Source organism: Pseudoalteromonas rhizosphaerae (genome assembly GCF_902498845.1).
GTDB lineage: Bacteria > Pseudomonadota > Gammaproteobacteria > Enterobacterales > Alteromonadaceae > Pseudoalteromonas > Pseudoalteromonas rhizosphaerae.
This window is the reverse complement of record NZ_CABVLM010000009.1, coordinates 45,220-68,427: the sequence shown is the minus strand read 5'-3', so window position 1 is coordinate 68,427 and position 23,208 is coordinate 45,220. Positions and strand designations below refer to the sequence as shown.

Genomic DNA, 23,208 nt, shown 5'->3' with positions numbered 1-23,208 from the left:
TTGTTTTTTTGTTTCTTGCTGGTGTAGTATTCGGGACTTAATGTTTCTTTTTGGGGACATTTAATAACAATAATCTCATCAGAGGAATTTATGTCTAACAAGTTAATAACAAAAACAGCCTTATCAATTGCAGTATCATCAGCACTAATGGCGGCATCGGTAAATGCACAAACAGTGCAAGCAGCACACAGTATTACCGCTCTCAATAATTTCTCTACAGCTACATTTAATGAAACCGAAGTTAAAGAACAGTTACCATCAGCTCATATGATTGTGCTAAGAGCGACAACCGCTGCCGATCTAATGGCGCAAGGTATTTATCAAATAGGTGACAGCCGTGCAACCATTGCACAAATTGAGCAAGTGCAAAGTGCAGTGACAATTGAACTAAGTAGTCTAGATTTTGGTACAAAAGTAATTGGCCAAACTAAAGTGCTGGCGCCTACTTTGATTGTACAAGCAAGTCCTGAGGCGTTAGAAAAAATTGCCCGTGACTACCGAGTTGAGAAAGTGCTGCCAATGTATGATTATGAATTACATGTCGCCGCATCTGCAGATTATTTAAAAGCTTCACCATTGGTTGCAAATGGGGTTGTAACAGGTAAAGGTCAAACGGTAGCGGTACTGGATACAGGTGTTGACTACACGCACAACGTTTTTGGTGGTGCTGGTACCGTAGAGGCGTATGACGCAGCTCAAGCTGATCCTACTTCTGTAGCTTGGCCGCAAGGCATCGTACATGGTGGCTACGACTTTATTCGTGACGATGCTGATCCAATTGAACATGATCCTGTAGTCGTGATCCCCGATGTTGATGAACCGACCAGTCATGGTACGTCTGTTTCTCACTCTGTCACTGGAATTGCTCCTGAAGTAGAGTTATATGTGTACTCAGTGTGTGGTGGTGGTTGTCCAAGTGCAGCACAAGCATCAGCATTAGAAGCGGCAATGGATCCTAATGGTGATGGCGATATCTCTGACCGCGTAGATGTTATTAATATGTCTTTAGGTGGCGAGTTTGGTGGCACTGAAACTGACGGAGGTACTCAATACTTAATTCAAAAAGCGGTTGATTTAGGTGTAAATGTTGTTATCTCAGCAGGCAATGATGGCGATCATCCTTTTCGTATTGGGGGACCAAGTACCACGCCAAACGCACTTGCAGTTGGTGCAATGACGCATCCAACATTAGATATTGGGATTGCTTCAGGTACAGTGCTTGGAGAAGAGGTTGTTTTTCAAGTTTCAGGTTTTGGTCCGCAAACCGCATTTGCTATGGCAGATACCGATGCTGAACTTGTTTACCCAACCGCAAATCAAAATGGCTGTGAAGCATTTTCAGAAGACACCGATTTTAATAATAAAGCGGTGCTTATAGATCGTGGTGAATGTAATTTCACGAAAAAAGTACTGCATGCACAACAGCGCGGCGCATCGTTTGTATTTATTGCAAATAACGAAGATGACGGTACTCCTGCTTCAATGGGTGGATTTGATGCCACGGTTACTATCCCAAATATTGGCATTACTTATGCTGCCGGGGCAGCGATAAAAGCGGAGCTTAAAGCATCAGGCAAGGCTGCATATAGCTTAGTTGTTGAGCGTAAAGTAACATCAGGTGCTGTGGCAACCTTTTCATCGCGCGGTCCATCAATGGATGGTTTATTAAAACCTGAAATCACAGCGCCAGGTACAAGCATTATGGTTGCAGCAACTGGTACGCAAGATCAACTAGCTCCAGCTTCAGGTACATCCTTTTCAGGACCGATTACTGCCGGTGCGGTTGCGTTAGTACGCGCAGCACACCCACAGCGTAATGCCTTTGAAATTAAAGCAACATTAATGAATACGGCAGATCTAAATGTGACTAATGAGCCGCTTAGCACAAATCCAGATTCTGAATTAGCACCAATTAGTATGATTGGTGCTGGTTTAGTTAACGTTGAAAAAGCGGTTAATCTGCCTGTTGCAGCATGGGTTGATAATACCGAGTTTAAAACTAAACAAGCGGCATTATCGTTTGGCTTAGAAAATTTTACTGGCGTTAGGTCAATCAGCAAAACAGTCACCGTGAAAAATTTCTCGACACAAGAAAAAACCTACAAATTACGGACTGAAGCACGTTACGCAAATGATAAAAACAGCGGTGCAATCAGTTGGGATATTCCAGCCAGCGTAACAATTCCCGCAGGTCAAACTACAGAGTTTGATGTAACGCTAACGGTTGATCCTAGTAAATTGCACGAGTGGAAACTGGAAAACCCATTTGATGCCGAGTCGGTAGCTGCACGAAGCGCCGCATTAACGCTCGCAGAGTTTGACGGCGCCTTAGTGTTTGACGATGTGGATGATACTGATTCAGATGATGCGCTACATGTTGTTTATCATGCGCTACCAAAAGCGGCTAGTGAATTAAGTATTGCTCCGGAAGTGGTTGGTAATGAGATGCAACTTATCGTTGAGAATACCGGGGCAACAACAGTTTCAACAATGACAGAAAATATTGTTGCAACTGGTAAAGTTAAGTCAGCAGCAGAGGCACCGTTCAATATTCTTGCAACGACATTCAATGCAATAGCAGCTGAAGGGTGTGAATCTGGTGTATTAGTTACAGCATCGATTCAGTTACGTGATGAGATCACTCATGTATTCCAAGCAGGTTATCGTTTAGATATAGACACCAACAACGATGGTGCCTATGACTTCCTTATGCAGAACTACAATGACCGAGGTCGTAAAACGACTTCGCCAGGGCGTTCACGTACTGTTATTGGTACTATCGATGACACTGGCGCAGAAACGCTTCGGTTTTTGACACCGTTATATCAATCAGCTGGTGCAGATACCATTACCTTCTCGGTATGTAGCAGCACACTGGGGTTAACACGTGATAATTTAGGTGATCCGTTAAATATTAAGGCATCTGTAGGCTATCCATCTTATGGTGGCGGCGTGTACTTTGAAACAGATAGTCTAGTTGGCGCTACGACCTTTAGTTCTTCAGCGTCAGTGAGTTTAACTGCGGTGGATGGCAGTGATACAGTCGTAAATCAACTTGCGCCAGGTGAAAAAGCGATTGTGAATGCTAGTGCGCCATTTGCTTTTACAGCATCGTCATTACAAGATGTACTGAAATTAGTGACTGCTGAAGACTTAGTGTTACCAACAACGCAGGCTCCTAAGCTTGCAAATGCATCATTTGATGTTGTTGAAAATGCGGAAAACGGCCATCTCGTTGGCACCTTGAGTGTTGTGGAATCAGATAGAGATTTAGCGATTGCTGAGTTTTATGTGCAATCGCAAACTCATCAAGGCTTTAGTGTTGATAATAAAGGGCAAATTCTTGTATCAAACAGCGAGTTAGTTGATTTTGAAGTTGGTAAGCACATCGCTGAACTAGTCGTTGTTGCCATCGATACTTTGGGAAATACATCAGAGCCAGCTGTTATTACTATTAACATTACCAATGTTGCAGATGAAGCGAGCGAAGTAACCCCAATTATAAATTCTGGCCAAGTATTCTCTGTTGCAGAAAACACCCCAGTAGCTACCGCATTTGCTCAATTAGCTTTCACAGATCCAGATAACAGTTCAATCACTATGTTTACTGTAGCGGGAAGTGATGCAATCACGATTGATAATACGGGGATGCTAACCGTTGCTCAACTACTTAATTTTGAAGAGCAAAGTACTATTACGTTAGAGATAGTCGCAATTGATGAAGATGGTCATCAGTCAGCTGCTGAAATTGTGACGATTAACGTGTTAAATGTCGCTGATGAAGGAGCAGAAGTTGCGCCAATTATCGAAGCCGGGCAAACTTTTAAAGTGCAAGAAAATGCTGTGGTAGGCACTGTGATTGGTCAAATACGTGCTATTGATCCAGATACAGCAGTAACACCAATTGTAAGCTACACAGTTGCAGGTCATAACGGTATTGCAATTGATGAACTTGGCCAAATCACAGTGGCGGGTGACGTTGATTATGATGCAACACCTGAGATAAAGCTGATGGTTAGCGCAACGGATAGTGCTGGTAATCAATCTGCAGCTGTTGAAGTAACAATCACTGTAGCGCAAGACGCATTAGAAAACACGCCAGTTATTGCTGATAATCAACGCTTTAGTGTTGATGAAAATACAGCGCTTGGCACTGTGATTGGTAAACTCAACTTTAGTGATCCAGATGCTGATGTAAGTCCTGTTACTAAGTTTATTGTGTCAGGCACTGACTTAGTCACTGTTAATGCTGCGGGTGAAATTGTTGTTGCAGGTAGTATTGATTATGAATATGAGCGTAACTTTACATTTAGTGTTATCGCTGTTGATAGTGCGGGTAATAACTCTAAAGCTGTTGATGTTGAAATACGAGTAAAGAATATTGTGGGCAAAGATGACGATAATAATGACGGTGATAGCGGTTCACTAGCATGGTTAACATTGCTTATTGCACCATTTGCATTTATGCGCCGCCGTAAACAAAAGTAATTAATTGTTTAGTTAGTCATTTTAATTATCAGTGACTAACGAGCAAAGTTAATCAAACAAAGGGAGCTTAGGCTCCCTTTTTACATTGCTTTACAAACTAATATAGGTAATCAACAGTTAGTTAGATATATTGCTAGTAGTGGAATAATAATAACTCTAGGGAATACTATGAAAACACGTCAATCATTTGCGTTAGCGGCTTTGTCGTTAGCTATTTTAGCGGGCTGTAATAAAGCCCCAGAACAAAATAATATAAAATCCGAGGCTGTACAGAGTGAAGCTGCAGTGGTTAATGTAACTGCACCGGTAGCCAATAAGATCCCTTTCGAAATGACTATTCATGGTGATACGCGCACCGATAATTACTATTGGATGCGTGACGATGCACGAAAAGATGCAGCTGTCATAGCACACCTTAATGCAGAAAATACCTATACTGATGCGATGCTAAAGCATACTAAAGCGTTACAAACTACTTTGTTTGAAGAGTTAAAAGGGCGCATTCAAAAAGATGATGACTCCGTGCCAACTAAAAGTGGCGATTATTATTATTCATCGCAAACGCGAGGGGATAATGAATACCCGACTTATGTTCGCAGTAGCGATGATAAGGGCACTGATCAACACGTTATATTAGATGTAAATGAGTTGGCAAAAGGCCATGACTATTTCGCAGCAACAGGTTTATCTGTCAGCCCAAATGGTCACTTATTAGCATATGGTGAAGACACGGTAAGTCGACGAATCTACTCTATTTTAGTGAAAGATTTAAAGACCGGTAAATTACTAGAAGATAAGCTCGAAGGGACCGATGGTGATATCGTCTGGGCGAATGATAATAAAACTTTTTATTACATTAAAAAAGACTTACAGACATTGTTAGGTTATCAGGTTTATCGCCATACCTTAGGTACGCCACAAGCACAAGATGAGTTAGTGTACGAAGAGACTAACACAAGTTATTACACTGGCCTTGGTAAGAGTAAAGACAAACAAGAAATTTATATTTGGCATGGCAGTACTAACGCTTCAGGTGTGTCGGTAATTGATGCTAATGACGTCAAGGCGCAGCCAAAGCGCTTAATTGAACGTGAAGAAAACCTAGAATATGATATTGCTAAACTCGGTGATACTTATTACATAGTCACGAACCTTAACGCAGTAAACTTTCAGCTAATGACGGTGGATAAAGATAAAGCGCACGACAAAGCGAATTGGCAAACACTGATCGCCGCGCGTGATGATATTAAGCTTGAAGGCATCGATTTGTTCACTGATCATTTAGTGTATAAAGAGCGTGAAATGGGGCAATCTCGTTTAACGATACGCAACTTAAAGTCGGGTGATGAACAGCAGCTGAGCTTTAATGACAGCAGTTATATGGTCAGAACATATGGTAATAATGAATTAGATAGCGAAAGCTTACGAGTATATTATGCCAGTATGACGACGCCTGGTTCATCGTATGATATCGATTTGAATAGCACAACGAAAACACTGTTAAAACAGCAACAAGTGATCGGTGATTTTAATGCCGATAATTATGCATCGGAGCGACTATTTATTACTGCGCGAGATGGCGTAAAAGTACCGGTGAGTTTAGTTTATCGCAAAGATAAATTCAAAAAAGATGGCACTAATCCATTGTTACAATATGGCTATGGGTCGTATGGGGCAACCATGGATCCAAGTTTTTCTAGTAGCCGTTTGAGTTTACTTGATCGAGGCTTTGTATTTGCTATCGCGCATATTCGTGGCTCGCAGATGCTCGGTCGTCCTTGGTATGAAGATGGCAAGCTACTCAATAAAAAGAATACTTTTAATGACTTTGTTGATGTAACCAAAGGCTTAGTTACCCAGCAGTATGGTGCGCAAGATAAAATATTCGCGATGGGCGGCAGTGCGGGCGGCTTATTAATGGGCGCCGTGGCAAACCAAGCACCAGAGCTTTATCAGGGGATGGTTGCGGCTGTGCCATTTGTTGATGTAGTGACCACTATGTTAGATGCGAGCTTACCATTAACAACCAACGAGTACGGCGAGTGGGGCAACCCAAATGACAAACTATATTATGATTATATGCTGTCTTACTCACCGTACGATCAAGTGAGTAAACAAGCGTATCCAAATATGTTGGTCACCACAGGTTTGCATGATTCTCAAGTGCAATATTTTGAACCAGCAAAATGGGTTGCAAAATTACGTGAGTTTAAAACCGATGATAATAAACTACTGTTTAAAATTGATATGGAAGCAGGCCATGGCGGCGCATCTGGGCGTTTTAAAAGCCTTCAAGATACAGCTCTAAATTATGCATTTATCTTAGATCTAGCTGGTATTAAAAAGTAATAACTGATTTTAGTGTTTTACAATTAAGGCGTGACTTAGGTTACGCCTTAATTTTTTGTCTAAATTAAGTGTTGTGGTTTTGCACACTTGCTCGAGCTTAGCAGTATCGACGACGCTGATTAAAATCTAGACATTAAGACTGAAAAAGGTCAGCATATAGGTATTAACGAAATAAGGAGATGGTAATGGAAGATAATCAACAGGTTGAACCAGTTATAACGAGTAAAGATGAGCGTATGTGGGCGATGTTATGTCATTTAAGCGCATTAGCCGGATTTATTATACCTATGGGTAGTATCATCGGTCCGCTGATTGTCTGGTTAATAAAAAAAGATGAAATGCCATTAGTGGCTGAACATGGGCGTAAATCGCTTAACTTTCAAATCACTATGTTCATAGCATATATAGTGTGTTTGATTTTGATGTTTGCAGTTATCGGAGTAATTCTATTACCTATAGTCGCTATTTTCTCGTTTATTATGGTAGTGATTGGCGCAATCAAAACTAATGACGGTAAAGAGTTTAACTACCCATTTAGCTTACAATTGATAAAATAAACTACTCTTCATTTTTATTAAACCCAGCAAATGCTGGGTTTTTTATATGTATTAATAAAGGCTTAGATGGCTTATTTAACTCTGTTCTTTACTGCGTTTATTTCGGCAACATTATTGCCAAGCTCATCAGAAGTGGTACTCACAGCAATGGTGACCAAAGGAGAATATTTACTTTGGTTGTTATGGCTCAGTGCCACAGTTGGTAACGTACTAGGTAGTTGCGTTAATTACTGGTTAGGCACGCAAGTCATACGTTTTAAGGATCGGAAATGGTTTCCCGTGTCGCAGGCAAGTATCGATAAGGCTGCAGAGCGCTTTGAAAAGTATGGTGTTTATAGTCTGTTGTTGGCATGGCTACCAATTATTGGTGATCCGCTAACAGTTGTAGGAGGCATTTTTAAAGTGCGCTGGTGGACATTTTTATGGCTGGTTACCCTTGGCAAAGGCGCACGTTACTTGCTTGTACTAGCCTTTGCCGTTGGGCTGGATAAGTTGCTTTAAGCTTTACTCCAATCGAGTGTTAGCGATACTGAATCTGCAAAACGCAAAGCGTGAGGTTTATCAACTCGCACTTTTGCATAATTCACGCTGCTATGGCTATGGCAAACACTGAGTATTTCTGCCACTAGTTTTTCAAGCAATAAAAAGTGACCTTGCTCAACAATACTAATCACTTCTTTGGTGATCACTTTATAATTAAGTGCTTGTTCAACTTGATCCGTTTCACAGGCTTGCTCAGCAGGATAGTGAATTTCTAAATTGATCACTACATCCTGCTTCTTCTCACGTTCATCGGGATTAAAGCCAATAAAAGTGCGCAGTCGTAAGTTAGTTACATGGATAATTGCATTGGCCATAGGATTAGCCTTTTACAAGTTGTAAAAACTCATTGCGGGTTTTTGGATCGGCTCTGAAGTTACCTAGCATTACCGACGTACGCATACTTGAGTTTTGTTTTTCAACCCCACGCATCATCATACACATATGTTTTGCTTCCACTATTACACCAACGCCTTTTGCACCGGTGACTTCTTCAACCGCTTTAGCGATTTGATGAGTCAGTTGTTCTTGAATTTGAAAGCGGCGTGCAAACATATCAACAATACGCGCAAATTTCGATAAACCCAGCACTTTGCCGTTAGGAATATAAGCAATATGACAGCGCCCTACAAATGGTAATAAATGATGTTCACACATCGAATAAAGCTCTATATCTTGAATTAAAACCATGTCATCTGCATCAGAAGTAAATACCGCATTATTGGTAATTTCTTCTAATGTTTGACGATAGCCTTTGGTCAAATATTCCATCGCTTTGGCGGCGCGTTTTGGCGTGTCTAATAGGCCTTCACGTTGTGGATCTTCACCTACAGCAGTAATAATTTCGTGGTAACTATTTTTTAATTGATCGTGCATAAATTTCTCGATTAATCCGTTATTTTAAATGTCTGCCACCATCTACGGGTAAAGAACGTCCCGTGATGTAATGGCTGCTAAGCAATAAATCGACGCTGTTTATAATTTCGCGACAACCGGGCTCGATGCCCATTAATGATTTTTTAAGGGTTTTTTCTCGGTACTCATCGCTATCGTGATCATTAAAAATAATTAATGAAGGGGCGATAGCGTTCACTTTAATATTCGGGGCAAACTTAGCTGCAAATGATTTTGTCATATTTTCTAAGGCGGCTTTACTTGCGGCATATGCGATATGCTTTGGACTTCCTTTTTCAACAACATAATCAGTTAAATGAATGATATCAGCAGGGTGTTGCTGCTGTTGCTGGAAATTTAACAGTAACTCGCTAAGCGCTAAGTTAATTAAGTAAGGTGCTTTAGCATGGATCCGCATCATGTTATCAAATAGCGTACTGCTATCTGGATTATTCGCTTCGCAATCCCAACTCGAGGCATTGTGGATCACCGCCTTTAAGCTATTTGTGTGCAGCTTTAATTGACTGACAAACTCATTAATGCCGTTGTCAGTGCTAAAGTCTGCGTAAACACATACAGCACCATGGGCAGATAATTCATCAATAGCGGGATGGCGAGTTCGGTAAGTAACGATAATAGCTTGCCCTTGGGCTATAAAATGTTTTGCCAGTGCTAAACCAATACGTTGGCCGGCACCTGTTATTAAAATGGGCGATGTCATAACTAAATACAAATCCTTAGGTTTTTTAATGCGATGAGCTGGATTACCATGTCTTTACTAACAACTATAAACTAAATTACAGAACTATTTCATCTTTACTGCAAAGATATTGCACTCATATAACAATCTGTTTGTACGCCGTAACGAACAGTTGCGATCATTTGCTCTGCGATGATTGTCAGGCATAATAATAAAACTTCAATTTATGATCTGTAACTATGCAATCACCACCTAAACCGATCCATAAACTGCGTATGATCCCCTGGTTATTTGTTGCTGGCGTGTATTGTTCATTAATTGCTTGGCAAGGCGCAAATGCTGCGCTACAAAGTGTTATCGCAGAGTTTAGCATTGTTGTGACTATGGCTTTTGGGTCTTTTGTTGCTGGTGGCACTGCACTTGGTGGTGGCGCAGTAGCATTTCCTGTGATGACTAAGTTACTGGCAATAGATCCTGTAACCGCAAAAGTATTCTCGTTAGCGATTCAAAGTTTTGGTATGAGTGCGGCCGCATTAACCATTATTTTTACTGGTATTCCATATTATCGCCAAGTGGTATTAATCGCAGCTCCTGCTGCATTAGTTGGCGTATTACTAAGCCTTACTTTTATTGCCGATCAATTACCAAGACTGGTGGTTAAAGGAGTCTTTAGCGTACTTTTAATATGCTTCGCATTAACTCTTTTATGGCGTATTTACTGCAGGGTGCAACATGTATGTAGTCAAACCGATATACACGTTAGTACATTTACAGTTGCATTAGTTGCTGTTATTGGAGGAGTTGCATCTGGCTTAGTTGGTTCGGGAGCTGACATTGCTATTTTTGCGTTATTGATTATCGCCTGCAACGCTAATATTCAAAAAGCGACTGCAACCTCGGTGATTATCATGGCAATAACGTCTGTGGTGGCAAGCATTGCTAACGTATGGTTCTTCAATAGCTTAAGTAGCGAAATACAGTCGTATTTATTAGCGGCTATTCCAGTGGTCGTAGTAGGAGCACCTTTAGGGGCTTATGTTTGTGCTAAAGTAAAAAGCGGGCAATTAATCACATTTTTCTTATTGTTAATTGCCCTAGAAGTGTCATTTACGGTTTATGAGCTTATGACAGCCTAAAGATCGTCGTAAATGGTTGGAATCGCTTGGCGTTTATGTTGAGTGCGTAGATAAATTGCGATGAGTTTTTCACTTACCTCGTCACTGACTTCTTTGCCTTCTAAAAAGTCATCAATTTGTTCATAGCTTAAACCAAGGGCTTCTTCATCAGTAAGGCCTGGGCGATCACACTCTAGGTCGGCGGTTGGCGCTTTATTAACGAGTAAATCGGGTGCACCTAACTGCTTGGCTAATGCGCGTACTTGGCGTTTTGATAAGCCAAATAATGGCGCTAAGTCGCATGCGCCATCACCAAATTTAGTATAAAAGCCAGTAATGTTCTCGGCGCTATGATCAGTACCAACAACGAGGCCTTGGCACAGTCCGGCAATTTCATATTGCGCGACCATGCGTTGGCGGGCTTTCACATTACCTTTAATAAAATCAATTTGTGCTTGTTCCGGCAGTGCATCACCGCAACCTACTACTGCCGCTAATGCTTGCTCATGCATGCCGTCTGCTGCGGGTTTTATATTCACTGTTAGGCGTTTATTTGGTTGAATAAAATCAACAGCCAATTGCGCTTCAGCTTCATCAGCTTGCACACCATACGGTAAGCGAACCGCAATAAATTGATACTTGTCGGTTTGTTGCTGCGCATTTAATTCGTTAACGGCGAGTTGGCATAAGCGACCACAGGTAGATGAATCTACACCGCCACTAATCCCCAGCACTAAAGAGCGTGAATGTGCTGCCACTAAACGGTTTTTTATAAAGTTTACGCGGCGTGTGATCTCGTTGTTGACGTCTATATTTGGCTGGACTTTCATTTCTGCCACTATTTCAGCGCGCATGCTGAGCTCTCCTAATAATATTACTGGTTGTCATGGTTATACCAATTAGCTTAAAAGCATGATCTCTATTTAATGTAATTGGAATTATTATCTAATTCAAAGGGTTTAATTTAAAGCCCTAAATGTAGCTTAATTTTTTGTAATTCAGCTTTTAGCTCATCAATTTCAGCAAGTAACTCATTCAACTCGTCAGCTTTGAGTGCTGGCAATTCAGGTGGTTCTACTGCAACAGCACTTTGTGGATCAGCAAATAAATGGCTGTAACGGCTTTCACGTTTGCCGGGTTCTCGTGGGTGTTTAGTCACATGTTCGGCAGTCATCAAGGCATTTAATGCCGACTCAACTTCAGCAACATTATTAAACTCAGCGAGCCGATTACTGCGTGTTCTTAATTCACCAGGGGTTTGTGGGCCACGTAGCAGCATTAAACAAATAATAGCGCGCTGTTGCTCCGTTAACTGTAAATTACCAAATTCAGTATTGCAAAAGCGATGTGCGAACTTAGTTACGCGTCCAGATAACCCTTCGTCTAATGTAACTAACCGCTGGGAAACTAACGAGTCTAGCGCCTCTTGTACTTCAGTTTCGCTGAGCGTGAGCACTGGCTCTCGGTTCGATTTTTGATTGCACGCATTGGTCAATGCATTTAGTGACAGCGGGTAATGCTCTGGTGTGGTGCTTTGTTTTTCAAGTAGGCAGCCGATCACACGTTGTTCAATAGCAGTGAGTTGCATAATAAATCCTTCTTTTTGTTATGCCTTAGCTTACACCTTTATTGTTTACCAAGCCATTGTTGCAGTTTCGGATTAAGCGCATCAAAATCGAGTGGTTTGGTTAGGTAATCAGTCATTCCTGCACTGAGGCATTTATCTCTATCGCCTTGCATAGCATTTGCGGTTAACGCAATAATAGTTACGTTTTTGTAGTATTCACCCGCATCCCCATTACGGATTGCCTTAGTTGCTTGGTAACCATCCATTTCTGGCATCTGGCAGTCCATTAACAATAGCTTGTATGGTTCTGTGGTTTTGCTTTTTAGTTTTTCAATAGCTTCCAGACCATTTTCAGCGATATCAAAATTAATGCCTGCTTGTTTTAGTAATGCACAGGCAACGACTTGATTTACTTTATTGTCTTCTACCAGCAGGATTTTGTCTTGATTTACAAAGTGTGTATTGTTGATTGCAATACTTGCTGGTAGTGCATTGTTATTTTGTTGTTGCTCGATAAATTTTTCATTCGCCAAAGAATCAAACAAGTCCGAAGGCGTTAGTGGTTTAAAAATCATGCAATCGGCTTCGATTGGCAAGTTTGCATGTGCTTCTTGTGAGAAACTCATTGGCGCCATAAGGATCAGTTTTACGTGATGCTCGCTTAGGTAAATTTTCAATGCATTAATTGCAGCAGCGTCGGCTTGCTGAAAAAAGCTATAATCAAGCAGCACAGCATCAATCAATTCATCGCTCGAATTGAGATAATAACTCAAGGCTAGGTAGTTTTTGAGGATATGCGCACGCGCTCCCCACACGTTTAGCTGTTTTTGCGCAATTGAGCTATTTAACGGGCAAGTATCGACAATTAAAATATGTTTGTTTTTAATTAAATGACTCGGTAAGTCTTGTTCTTTACCCAGTAGCGGCTGTACTTTAATGGAAAAAGTAAAGGTACTGCCTTGGCCATAAACACTCGTGACATTGATTTCTCCATCCATCAAATTACAAAGCTGCTTAACAATCGCCAGGCCCAAGCCTGTGCCGCCATATTGGCGAGTAGTTGAGGTGTCGGCCTGAGTGAAAGAATCAAATAATGAAGCTTGTTTGTCGGCTTTAATACCAATACCGGTATCAATAATTGAGCAATCTAAAAAAGTCCCGTTAGTGGTATTTTTTAAGTTTGCGCTCACGATAATTTCACCATTATGAGTAAATTTAACGGCATTACCGAGTAAATTATTAATAATTTGGCGAAGCCTATTTGGGTCACTAACAATCTTATTTACATTAATTTTAGTGGCATCTAAAATCAGTTTAGTATTATGTTGCTCTACTTTAAGGGCAAATGACTCGACCACTTCACCGAGTAATTTCGGTAAATTAAAGGCAATCTCTTCGATATCTAATTTACCAGCTTCAATTTTTGAGAAATCCAGAATATCGTTAATTATATTAAGCAGCGATTGTGCTGATGATTGTGCTAATTCAATATGGTGCGTTTGCTGAGGATCTAACTTAGTTTGTTGCACAATATTAAGCATCCCGAGCACACCGTTCATCGGGGTGCGAATTTCGTGGCTCATGCTCGCTAAAAACTCACCTTTAGCGGTTACAGCTTGTTCCGCTGCTTCTTTTGCTGTGACTAATTGTTGCTCGGTTTCTATACGTTGCTCGCTAGAATATAAACTGCCAATTAAAGCGGCAACGGCAATTAAAAAGCTTTCTTCGTTACGCGACCATGCCCGCGGATACTGACAATGCTCAGCACAAACAATACCAATCGCCCCGCTTCCAGTAGGAATAGATACACAAAGCATTGATTTTATATCGAAAGGAGCTAAATAGTGCGCTGTAAGCGGGGCTGTAAATTTATTGCTCAGTGCATTTGAGGCGCGGATCACAGCTTGATTATCAATCGCTGTAAAAAAATCATTTAACTCAGTTTGCTGCCATGCTGGTAACGCAGTGTTCTTTGGGGTGTGTTTACCATGATGGGCAAATGATTGCAGTTGATCTCTTGCATCATTGAACAGCCATATACTGGCACGTTCAACATTAAATGCATCGCAAATTGATTGTGTAATAATATCTTTTGCTTGTTTTAAATTACCAGTTAGCACTGCGTTATTAACGGTAAGTGAGGCGAGTACCTCATTGTGCAAAGCAGTTTTACTGCTTTCTAATTCAATGCATTTACGGACGTTTATATCTTGTAAAGAGCCAAAAATCTTAATACAACGGTCATTACGGATTTCGGCCTCACCATGCACTAACACCCATAAAGCATTACCTTTAGAATCGATAACTTCGAGCTCAACTTCGTAACTTTCACCATATTTAATCGCTCGCTCAACGAGCTTTTTTATCGTGTCACGGCTTTCGCCTTCTTTAAAGTAAGTAAAGTTCGTTGGCCAATTCGGTTGTTCGTCTAGCGGATATTTGAAAATGTTTTTGGTCATATCTGACCAATATACTTGTTGTGTTTCAAGGTTAAATGACCAAGCGCCAATTTTTGCAAGACTACTCATTGTCACTAGCATTTTTTCATTTCTTAGCTGGCGATTGAGCATTTTTAAGAATAATAAGAAAGCTAAAATTAGTAACCCGCAAATAGTAAATATTGCTAATCTCAGCGGCCAAATCGCAGAGTTCGGAGGTGCCCAACCAACTTTAGGAGTAACAAAAATTTCCCACTCGCCACCTTGAAAGGTTAAAGTAAATTCCAGAGGGTTACGCTCTAAAATATCCGCTTTACCACGGAAAAACTCTCCTTTTAGACCCAAGCCATTGCGTCCTTGGATGGCGACATCATAGTCTTCTTCTAGTTCGTAGATACCCGCTTTTTTATATATTTTGTCTATGTCGAGTACCACCGAGAGCAGCCCCCAAAAATGCTTATCAGGGGCAAGGTAAACAGGGACTCGGGCAATTAATGCCTCACCACCTTGCACTAATGTAAGTGGGCCTGCCATAACTATTTCATTGTTATCACGCGCACGAATTGCATCTGCACGTTGTGCTTTGTTATCTAAAAAGTTTAGCCCTATGGCTTTTTCATTGCCTGCCAATGGGTAAGTCATGCGGATCACCATATTAGGTGCACCACCGATGTTGCGTAATTCAGATGAGGTGTCGAATAATGGCGCGGCAATTTGGGCAAAACGTTGTTGATCTAAATTAGGCTCTGCAGCAACTGCAACAGCTAAACCACGCACCAATTGAATATTCGATACTAATGTTGATTCAAGTTGAGTACGGTAGCTACTTACTTCAGATAAAATTAATAGTCGATGAGATTCTTGGGCACGTTTATAACTGATCTGATCAAGCACTAAACTGATTAATAAAATAAAAACGAGCGAGCACCAAAATATCAGTTTAAATTTGTAGACTTGTTTGTGATCATCTGTTTTTAACAATGGCATTAGCGACTTGTGCTTTTATATTTGGCTGTTCAACTATAGTCAATTTATCACGGAAATAAAAATAGTCCGATCAATTGAGCTATTTGTTTTTTTATTTAAATTACCGCACTTTTTTCATAAAACTATGGTTATGATAGAGCTAATCAAGAGTAAAAGGACTGGTTCATGTTTAAAATTATCAAGTGGTTGGTGTTAGCAATCGTAATTTTAGGATTAGCTGCAACAGCAGTTATTTATGGTGTACTGTCAATTAGCTTACCGGCGCTTGATGGTAATGGGCGTAGTAACCACGTCAGCCAAGCGGTAAAAATCTCCCGAGACCAACTGGGTCAAGCAGTTATTTCAGCTGAGAACCGCCTTGATGCTGCGTATGGTTTAGGTTTCGCACATGGTCAAGACCGATTTTTTCAAATGGATTTGTTGCGCCGTAATGCTGCAGGTGAATTGAGTGAACTGTTTGGCAAAGCAGCATTAGGTTTGGATAAAAAAATGCGCTTCCACCAGTTACGAAAACGCAGCGCTGCGATTGTTGAGCAATTGCCTCAAGCAGATCAAGCATTATTAACAAGTTATGCCGCTGGCGTTAACGAAGGCTTAGCACAGGTAGGTTTTAGCAGTTTTGAATATTTACTAACAGGCGCTGAGCAAAAGCCTTGGCGCAGTGAAGACAGTTTGTTAGTGATTTACAGTATGTACTTAGATTTACAAACGGCGACCTTCGAACGTGACCAAGCGTTAATTCAAATTGCCGATATTTATGGCCCACAAATGGTCAGTTTTTTAACTCAACCCAGTCAATATCAAGCGGCTTTAGATGGCAGCACACTCGCACCTTATAATTTAACTATTCCTGAATTTCCTAAGCAAACCTTACAAGCTTTACTCAGGATTGATGCAAATCAAGAACGTGGTAGTAATAACTGGGCGGTGACTGGGCAGTTAACTACCACAGGTGCTGGGATGCTGTCGGATGATATGCACTTGTCGATGGCGGTGCCGGTTATTTGGTATCGTGCGCAACTTAACTATGCAATGTCAGGAAAAGTGAGCCAAGTGACAGGGGTTTCCTTGCCTGGCGCACCAGCAATTGTGGTGGGAACTAATAACAATATTGCCTGGGGATTTACTAATGGTTACCTCGATACTGCCGATTGGGTAGCATTAACTGATAACAGTAAAACATGGCAAGAAGTTGAGCAAATAGCACTACCCGATGGGTCAATTGAAGAATATAAGCTGACATTGAGTGAGTATGGTCCAGTGCGAGAAATAAATGGCAAGCCTTATGCGCTTAGCTGGGTTGGCCATCAACCTTATGCAGTCGATATGGATTTATTGAAATTAGAACAAGCAACAACTGTCGATGACGCGCTGCTGATTGCCAGTGAAGTGGGTATTCCAGTACAAAATTTAATGGTGGTAGATAGCCAAGGCAATGCGGGTTGGAAAAATATGGGAGCCATTCCAGGGCGTATTAAGCCCAGTGAACTAGCTGTTCAGGAAAATGACTACTCAACACTTTGGCAGCATAATGAACAGCAAAGGCCGGAAGTTAAAAATCCTGTTGATGGCCGTTTATGGACTGGGAACTCTCGCGTTGTATCGGCTTTGGATGACCAGCGTTTTGGTAATGGTGGTTATGCCTTGGGAGCACGATCGAGTCAAATTCGTGATAGATTGTATGAAAAGCAACATTTTAATGAAGCTAATTTTAACCAGTTGCAGCATGATAATCAGGCGCGCTTTTTACAAGCGTGGCATAGCTTATTGCTGCAACAGCTTAATAAAAATAGTACGGCTAATCAGCAGTACATAAAAGAATTAGAGAACTGGCAAGGTTGCGCCTGTGCAACGTCAATAGGCTACACGCTGGTTAGGCGTTATCGTGATGAAGTTATCAATAGTGTATTTACGGCTATGCAAGCAAATTTACAGGCTCAGGGCGGTTCATTAAAGTATGTTAAACGTGATTTAGAGCCGGCAATATGGCAGCTTATTGAGCAGCAACCAGATAGCTGGTTAAATCCACAATTTGCTGATTGGGATGCACAATTAACTGATTCATTTAGCCAAGTTGTCAGTAATTTAAGTAAAGAGTTTGGCAGTAACTTAAAAGGTTGGCAGTGGGGGACAGTTAATGAATTGGTTATTGAGCATCCATTCGCACAGCAAATACCACAACTAAGTAAATTATTAAATATGCCGACAGCGCCAGGATTTGGCGACAGTTATATGCCAGCAGTGCAGGGGCGCAGTTTTGGTGCGTCACAGCGATTTATTGCTCAACCTGGGCATTTAGAAAACGCCATAATGGCCATTCCCGGTGGCCAGTCAGGTCATCCACTATCGCCATTTTATCGCGCAGGATTTGATGACTACGTAGCTGCAAAACCAACGCCGCTATTACCGCAAACACTAATGCATGAGATCACAATATTACCTGCAAATGAGCTTTAAATGAGTAAAGCCAGCTTGTTTTGAGGTAGTGGCCGTTTGATTTCGGCCATTACTTTTACTCTTATAAAGTGCAATTAACCTAAGCTTTAGGTCGAAAACCGCTAAACCAGCGTTAATGTTAGCTGAGCAAAGAGGTGTAAAAATAAAAATTTATAGCTACTTATACTTACTTCAACACTGTTGTTGGTGCTATCTTAAAAATAAACCAGCGCTAGGTATGCTGCACTAAGCAAGCGTTCAGAGCTGATCACGTATTATGTGCGTATTGAACTAGCAAATTTAATGTCCTACGCCTAAAGGAGTTGTGTATGTCGGCAGAAAAAACCCATCTTGAGATTTGTAATTTAACTAAAGAGCAGTATCCACAAGTAAAAACTTTGATGGATCAGGCTTATCCAGATTTAGGTGGTGCATGGCCAAGCCATACTATATTTAGACTGATTGACCAGTTCCCTGAAGGGCAGTTGGGCATGGTGGATGATGGCGTGCTGGTAGGGATTGCGTTGAGTGTGCAAGTTGATTACACGCGCTTTTCTAATCCGCACACCTATGAAGATATTGTTGACGGCCATGATCGGGTATTTAGTGACCCCGATGGTGATGCGCTGTATGGCTTAGATGTGGTTATTTCGCCTACTCATCGTGGTATGCGTTTAGGGCGCAGGCTTTATGATGCGCGTAAAGAATTATGTCGTCAGTATAATCTGCGGGCTATTTTGGCTGGCGGACGTATTCCGCGTTATTACAATCATAGCAGTGACATGAGTCCAACAGAATATATTGCCAAAGTCGATCATAAAGAGCTGTATGATCCAATTTTAAGTTTTCAATTGTCGAATGATTTCCAGGTTAAACGCTTACTTAAAAAGTATTTACCGGAAGATCAAAATTCGGTGGGTTATGCCACGCTACTTGAGTGGAATAACATTATGTTTGAACCGACCGACACGGTACTTGAATCAACGAAGTCGATAGTGCGAGTAGGCGCAGTGCAATGGCAAATGCGCAGTGTTGAGTCGGTTGAAGAAATGCTCACGCAGGTCGAATATTTTGTAGACACAGTGTCTGATTACAAAAGTGATTTTATTCTTTTTCCGGAGTTTTTTAATGCGCCACTAATGGGGCTTACAGAGCAAAGAAATCAGACCGAGGCTATTCGTTATTTAGCCGAATACACGGAGACTTTTCGTGATGCGATGTCGCGTATGGCGATTGAGTATAATGCGAATATTATCACCGGCTCAATGCCGCTTGCTGAAGGCGATAAAATCTATAATGTCAGTTATTTATGCCATCGCAGTGGTAAAATTGACGAACAACGTAAAATTCATATCACGCCTCATGAACAAAATGACTGGGTGATTCAAGGTGGTGATAAAATTGCAGTATTTGATACTGATGCTGGACGCGTGGGTATTCAAATTTGTTACGATGTTGAATTTCCTGAATTGTCACGTATTTTAGCAAAACAAGGTCTCGATATTCTGTTTGTGCCATTTTGGACCGACACCAAAAATAGTTATTTACGAGTACGCCACTGCGCGCAGGCGCGGGCCATTGAAAACGAATGCTACGTGGTTATTGCCGGCTCGGTAGGTAACTTACCAGAAGTTGAAAGTCTTGATGTGCAGTATTCACAATCAGCGGTATTAACACCGTCTGATTTTTCGTTCCCTCATGATGCAACGCTTAATGAAGCAACCCCCAATACTGAAATGCTGTTATTTAGTGATTTAGATATGGATAAATTAAAAGTTCTGCACAGTGAAGGCACGGTGCGTAACTTAAAAGATCGTCGTGAAGATCTGTACGATGTAATATTGAAAAAGAGAGAAAATTAATGGCGTGGATTTATTTAATTATTGCAGGCTTGCTGGAAATTGGCTGGCCTGTAGGATTAAAAATGTCGCAAGAGGGTGAACATCGCTGGTTAGGTATTGGCATTGCAGTGGCGTTTATGGTCGCCAGTGGTTTTATGTTATGGCTGGCACAGCGTGATATTTCGATGGGGACTTCCTACGCAGTGTGGACAGGCATTGGCGCGGCAGGAACATTTTTAGTAGGGATACTATTTTATAATGATGCAGCAACATTCGGCCGTATTGCCGGTGTATTAATGATTATTAGCGGCGTTATCACATTGAAAATCAGCCATTAATTCAGTGAATTAAAAAATCGAAAGGCGGCCATGTTGCAGTGAGCCGCCTTTGTTGTTTATATCGAAGGTAACATGACTAATACTGCGGCTATAGCAATTAACACCAGCCCTGCGGTATCTTGACGTTTTAAAGGCTGCTTGAGCCATAAAACTGAGATCAAGATTGTAAAAAATACTTCTACTTGCCCTAAGGTTTTGACATAGGCAACATGCTGTAAACTCATCGCACTAAACCAACCAATCGAGCCTATGCAGCTAAAAAAACTCACCGCACTGGTGGTTTTTTTATGGTTCCACATAGCGCGAAATGTTGAGCGTTCCCTTACTGTAATATAACCACATAGCATGATAGTTTGCAGGCTGATAATAAGCAGTAAAACCCATGCTGCGGAATAAGGAAACGACAGACCTGAGTTTAGGCTTGCTTCGCGTATCCATGATGAGGAAAGTGCAAATGCTGTCCCACAGGCCAAGCCTAGTAAGGCTGTTTTTAAGCTAAAGTGCTTAATGTTAGCAATTCCACTTAATAGTAATACTGCAATTGAGCCAATAAACACGCCAAGCCAGCCTAATAAAGATAGCGTCGCGCCAAAAAATAATACTCCTAGTATAGCCGCAACGAGAGCTTCACTTTTTGCAAGACCAGCACCAACAGCAAAGTTATTCATTTTAAATAACGTCACCATTAATCCTGTTGCAATAATTTGCACTATGCTCGCGCCGACAATGTAGCTAATAAAAGCTAGGTTGAAGGTGGGTAAGGGAGCATCTTGATAGAGATATAATGAAATGAGGTATGCCAAAGCAAGTGGGCTTGCAAGTATAAAGCGCGCTAAGGTGACGCCTGCAACACTCACATGCGCACTTAGTTTACTTTGTAAAGCGTTGCGCCACGACTGCATAAAAGCGGCTAAAATAGTTAAAAAGATCCAAGTCATAATGAAAAAACAGCAATTCACAGAGGCGGATAAGTTACCAGTGCCAGGGCTCTAAAGCGAACTAAGATTCCATAAAATGAAAATATCTTTGCTGCGACAATATGCCACAGCTGCAAATCCAACTTTTTGGGCTATAGTTATCGCGATGTTATTGTTAGTCGCAATGCCTTGTATTTATTTCATATAAGTCATTGCGGCTTTTTTATTACTCAAGTCAATTACGCGATCAGTTTAGCTGTGCTAAGTTAATGAAAACTATGATTAGGAGTAACGATGACGATATTACTTATTTGCGCACTACTTGCTGTACTGATGCCTTACTTTGCCAAGGCCCCCGTGGCATTTGCAATGAACAAGCTCGATGGCTACGATAATAAGCAGCCAAGAGAGCAACAGTCTAAGCTCACCGGATTTGGCGCAAGGGCGCTGGCAGCACATCAAAATTGTTTTGAATCATTGGCCGTGTTTGCTGTAGCGTTAGCCACCGTGCTGGGCACCAATAATGTCCACCAAGTTACTGAGCTATTAGCCATTACTCATATTATTGCCCGCGTTCTATATTGTGCTTTTTACTATCTAAATTTAGACGTACTGCGTTCTTTATCATGGCTGGTTGGTTTAGCTGCTGCAGTCGCTATGATTGTTGTGTGCTTGTAATACCAATCGTGTTAAGTTACTGACCATTTATTTAGCTCGCTAGAATGGTTAAATATTTAAGTCGATTGGTATAAGCTTTGTTTTTTAAAACGCTAAAGCAAGCGGCTTCAATAAGGCGCTTGCTTTAGGGTCTTGGTTGTTAAAATTTACTTAGCCGCAACAGTCACCTTTTCAATCAGTTCTTCTGATTTGTAATTACTGTCAATTGCAAAGTCTAACTGTACCAATACATCTTTAAAGCCTGAATTTGAAGGCTTATATTGCCATTGCATTAGCGCTTTTTTTGCCTCTTTATCGAATACTCTTTCAGGTTTGGCATTCACAACCGACACATTTTGTGTCTTTCCGGCTGGGCTAATATCGTATTTTAATACTACTGAACCGCTTATACCTTGTTCAGCTGCCTGTATCGGGTAAAGAGGCTCAATACGCATGATGGGTGAAATAGCTTGCACCTTACTTATTGCTTCTGGTTGTTTTGCGATAGCAAAGCTGCTGATCATACCCGCTGCAAAAATAAGTAAAGCGCCTTTGGCAATCATTGAGCTATTGCCGGTGTGTTTGATTTGATTGAGTCGTTGTAACATCGTGTTTTTATCTCCATAGTGTGAGTAAGCTATTAACCCTGCACGGCTATTTGCTGCACAGTTGATCAGAGCTTTACTGTATAAAATGCGTTGTTGAGTAGTTTTATTGGTCAGTACTTTTTCGTCGCACGACAGCTCTTGCAAGCGTCTAAAGTTCATGTAGCCAAGCCAAGCCAGTGGATTAAACCAAATCAGCAATGTGGCCATTAATGCCAGCGCATTAAATAAATTATCGGCGCGTTTTATATGTACTTTTTCATGTTCAATGATCAGCGTTAACGCAGTGCTATCAATGTGTTGTGTATAGGCGGTTGGTAGGACTAGCTGATTACTGAATAGCCCTATAACCATTGGTGTACTAACGGCGCTACTTTGTAATAGTTGCATGTCGGGATGTGCGTCAATCAGCACTTTATCATCAAGATTGGTTAATCGTAATTGGTTGATAAACCGCAGGTGTACCACGATGGCAGTTAACGCCAGTATGCTAAATATAGCGCTATAAACTAGTACCCAACTAATACTAATCGTTGTTGAAAAACCTTGCTTGGGGCTGATCAGCATAGTGCTAATGACGTTGTTTGGCAGCGGCTTAAAATGCTCTGGCATATTTGCTAGCAGTAATGTGATTGGTAACATTAGCCATAACTTATAGACAAAGTTAGCATTGAGCCATTTTAGTGAATAGCGTTCTAAAACCAGCAAACTGAGTATCAGTAAGCTGATTAATAGTTGCTGCTCAAGAAGCCAGTTAAAGGTGTTTTCTAACATATTAA

At 41.1% G+C, this 23,208-nt stretch carries 17 protein-coding genes; 9 read left to right on the top strand and 8 right to left on the bottom strand.

All coding sequences use genetic code 11. The features are described 5' to 3' along the window. Positions 1-90: 90 nt before the first annotated feature. From PSR9079_RS14585 to PSR9079_RS14570, 4 genes are all read left to right on the top strand, one after another. A complete protein-coding gene (locus PSR9079_RS14585; RefSeq protein WP_149982197.1) occupies positions 91-4,488 on the top strand; it encodes a S8 family serine peptidase in 4,398 nt (1,465 codons plus the stop codon). A 168-nt stretch (positions 4,489-4,656) separates the two neighbouring features. Continuing rightward, positions 4,657-6,837, top strand: a complete 2,181-nt coding sequence (locus tag PSR9079_RS14580; protein WP_149982196.1) for a S9 family peptidase — start codon at positions 4,657-4,659, stop codon at positions 6,835-6,837. A 185-nt stretch (positions 6,838-7,022) separates the two neighbouring features. Beyond that, positions 7,023-7,394, top strand: coding sequence for a DUF4870 domain-containing protein (locus tag PSR9079_RS14575; protein ID WP_145239994.1), 372 nt, complete (start codon positions 7,023-7,025; stop codon positions 7,392-7,394). 66 nt (positions 7,395-7,460) lie between these two features. Next, positions 7,461-7,895, top strand: coding sequence for a YqaA family protein (locus PSR9079_RS14570; RefSeq protein WP_145239992.1), 435 nt, complete (start codon positions 7,461-7,463; stop codon positions 7,893-7,895). Here PSR9079_RS14570 and folX read toward each other — a convergent pair. The 3 genes from folX to folM are packed head-to-tail and all read right to left on the bottom strand — an operon-like array spanning position 7,892 to position 9,549. Continuing rightward, positions 7,892-8,251 carry a dihydroneopterin triphosphate 2'-epimerase gene (folX, locus tag PSR9079_RS14565; RefSeq protein WP_145239990.1) on the bottom strand — a complete coding sequence of 120 codons (360 nt, stop codon included), beginning with the start codon at positions 8,249-8,251 and terminating at the stop codon, positions 7,892-7,894. The two genes, PSR9079_RS14570 and folX, sit on opposite strands and share 4 nt — an antisense overlap. A gap of 4 nt (positions 8,252-8,255) precedes the next feature. Further along, positions 8,256-8,810, bottom strand: a complete 555-nt coding sequence (gene folE / locus PSR9079_RS14560; RefSeq protein WP_145239988.1) for a GTP cyclohydrolase I FolE — start codon at positions 8,808-8,810, stop codon at positions 8,256-8,258. Between the two features lie 19 nt (positions 8,811-8,829). Next, positions 8,830-9,549 (bottom strand): dihydromonapterin reductase, encoded by a 720-nt coding sequence (folM, locus tag PSR9079_RS14555; RefSeq protein ID WP_149982195.1) that lies wholly within the window; start codon positions 9,547-9,549, stop codon positions 8,830-8,832. 218 nt (positions 9,550-9,767) lie between these two features. Between folM and PSR9079_RS14550 the strand changes: the two genes are divergently transcribed. After that, positions 9,768-10,664: a sulfite exporter TauE/SafE family protein gene (locus PSR9079_RS14550; RefSeq protein WP_179959194.1), complete on the top strand. Its 897-nt coding sequence runs from the start codon at positions 9,768-9,770 to the stop codon at positions 10,662-10,664. On the opposite strand, the gene nadE is transcribed toward PSR9079_RS14550, so the two are convergent. The 3 genes from nadE to PSR9079_RS14535 all read right to left on the bottom strand — a co-directional run bounded on the left by nadE (position 10,661) and on the right by PSR9079_RS14535 (position 15,635). Further along, positions 10,661-11,497, bottom strand: coding sequence for an ammonia-dependent NAD(+) synthetase (gene nadE / locus PSR9079_RS14545; RefSeq protein ID WP_149982194.1), 837 nt, complete (start codon positions 11,495-11,497; stop codon positions 10,661-10,663). The genes PSR9079_RS14550 and nadE overlap by 4 nt on opposite strands. A 110-nt stretch (positions 11,498-11,607) precedes the next feature. Beyond that, entirely contained in the window at positions 11,608-12,231 is a 624-nt protein-coding gene (locus PSR9079_RS14540; protein WP_145239982.1) for a YceH family protein, read from the bottom strand. Positions 12,232-12,269: 38 nt separating this feature from the next. Beyond that, positions 12,270-15,635, bottom strand: a complete 3,366-nt coding sequence (locus tag PSR9079_RS14535) for an ATP-binding protein (RefSeq protein ID WP_149982193.1) — start codon at positions 15,633-15,635, stop codon at positions 12,270-12,272. Between the two features lie 165 nt (positions 15,636-15,800). Here PSR9079_RS14535 and PSR9079_RS14530 point away from each other — a divergent pair, with 165 nt between their 5' ends. The 3 genes from PSR9079_RS14530 to PSR9079_RS14520 all read left to right on the top strand — a co-directional run bounded on the left by PSR9079_RS14530 (position 15,801) and on the right by PSR9079_RS14520 (position 20,250). Then, the gene (locus PSR9079_RS14530; RefSeq protein WP_149982192.1) at positions 15,801-18,092 is read left to right on the top strand and encodes a penicillin acylase family protein; all 2,292 of its coding nucleotides are present in this window, start codon (positions 15,801-15,803) and stop codon (positions 18,090-18,092) included. A gap of 308 nt (positions 18,093-18,400) precedes the next feature. Next, positions 18,401-19,933, top strand: coding sequence for a bifunctional GNAT family N-acetyltransferase/carbon-nitrogen hydrolase family protein (locus PSR9079_RS14525; RefSeq protein ID WP_145239976.1), 1,533 nt, complete (start codon positions 18,401-18,403; stop codon positions 19,931-19,933). Next, on the top strand, positions 19,933-20,250 hold the full coding sequence (locus PSR9079_RS14520) for a DMT family transporter (RefSeq protein WP_149982191.1): 318 nt from the start codon (positions 19,933-19,935) through the stop codon (positions 20,248-20,250). Before PSR9079_RS14525 ends, PSR9079_RS14520 begins: the two co-directional genes overlap by 1 nt. Positions 20,251-20,306: 56 nt before the next feature. Here PSR9079_RS14520 and PSR9079_RS14515 read toward each other — a convergent pair whose 3' ends face one another. After that, entirely contained in the window at positions 20,307-21,188 is an 882-nt protein-coding gene (locus PSR9079_RS14515; RefSeq protein ID WP_145239974.1) for a DMT family transporter, read from the bottom strand. A gap of 273 nt (positions 21,189-21,461) precedes the next feature. Here PSR9079_RS14515 and PSR9079_RS14510 point away from each other — a divergent pair, with 273 nt between their 5' ends. Next, on the top strand, positions 21,462-21,845 hold the full coding sequence (locus PSR9079_RS14510; protein ID WP_145239972.1) for an MAPEG family protein: 384 nt from the start codon (positions 21,462-21,464) through the stop codon (positions 21,843-21,845). A gap of 146 nt (positions 21,846-21,991) precedes the next feature. Here the strand turns inward: PSR9079_RS14510 and PSR9079_RS14505 are convergent, their stop codons facing one another. Next, positions 21,992-23,203 (bottom strand): M56 family metallopeptidase, encoded by a 1,212-nt coding sequence (locus tag PSR9079_RS14505; RefSeq protein ID WP_149982190.1) that lies wholly within the window; start codon positions 23,201-23,203, stop codon positions 21,992-21,994. Between the last annotated feature and the right edge of the window lie 5 nt (positions 23,204-23,208).

Bases quoted from the DNA above. Each gene is read 5' to 3' on its own strand.
- PSR9079_RS14575 (WP_145239994.1), top strand. From the start codon at position 7,023: ATGGAAGATAATCAACAGGTTGAACCAGTTATAACGAGTAAAGATGAG.
- PSR9079_RS14580 (WP_149982196.1), top strand. From the start codon at position 4,657: ATGAAAACACGTCAATCATTTGCGTTAGCGGCTTTGTCGTTAGCTATT.
- PSR9079_RS14505 (WP_149982190.1), bottom strand. From the start codon at position 23,203: ATGTTAGAAAACACCTTTAACTGGCTTCTTGAGCAGCAACTATTAATC.
- PSR9079_RS14550 (WP_179959194.1), top strand. From the start codon at position 9,768: ATGCAATCACCACCTAAACCGATCCATAAACTGCGTATGATCCCCTGG.
- PSR9079_RS14525 (WP_145239976.1), top strand. From the start codon at position 18,401: ATGTCGGCAGAAAAAACCCATCTTGAGATTTGTAATTTAACTAAAGAG.
- PSR9079_RS14535 (WP_149982193.1), bottom strand. From the start codon at position 15,635: ATGCCATTGTTAAAAACAGATGATCACAAACAAGTCTACAAATTTAAA.
- PSR9079_RS14540 (WP_145239982.1), bottom strand. From the start codon at position 12,231: ATGCAACTCACTGCTATTGAACAACGTGTGATCGGCTGCCTACTTGAA.
- folM (WP_149982195.1), bottom strand. From the start codon at position 9,549: ATGACATCGCCCATTTTAATAACAGGTGCCGGCCAACGTATTGGTTTA.
- PSR9079_RS14520 (WP_149982191.1), top strand. From the start codon at position 19,933: ATGGCGTGGATTTATTTAATTATTGCAGGCTTGCTGGAAATTGGCTGG.
- PSR9079_RS14510 (WP_145239972.1), top strand. From the start codon at position 21,462: ATGACGATATTACTTATTTGCGCACTACTTGCTGTACTGATGCCTTAC.
- PSR9079_RS14530 (WP_149982192.1), top strand. From the start codon at position 15,801: ATGTTTAAAATTATCAAGTGGTTGGTGTTAGCAATCGTAATTTTAGGA.
- folE (WP_145239988.1), bottom strand. From the start codon at position 8,810: ATGCACGATCAATTAAAAAATAGTTACCACGAAATTATTACTGCTGTA.
- PSR9079_RS14585 (WP_149982197.1), top strand. From the start codon at position 91: ATGTCTAACAAGTTAATAACAAAAACAGCCTTATCAATTGCAGTATCA.
- PSR9079_RS14570 (WP_145239992.1), top strand. From the start codon at position 7,461: ATGGCTTATTTAACTCTGTTCTTTACTGCGTTTATTTCGGCAACATTA.
- nadE (WP_149982194.1), bottom strand. From the start codon at position 11,497: ATGCGCGCTGAAATAGTGGCAGAAATGAAAGTCCAGCCAAATATAGAC.
- folX (WP_145239990.1), bottom strand. From the start codon at position 8,251: ATGGCCAATGCAATTATCCATGTAACTAACTTACGACTGCGCACTTTT.
- PSR9079_RS14515 (WP_145239974.1), bottom strand. From the start codon at position 21,188: ATGACTTGGATCTTTTTAACTATTTTAGCCGCTTTTATGCAGTCGTGG.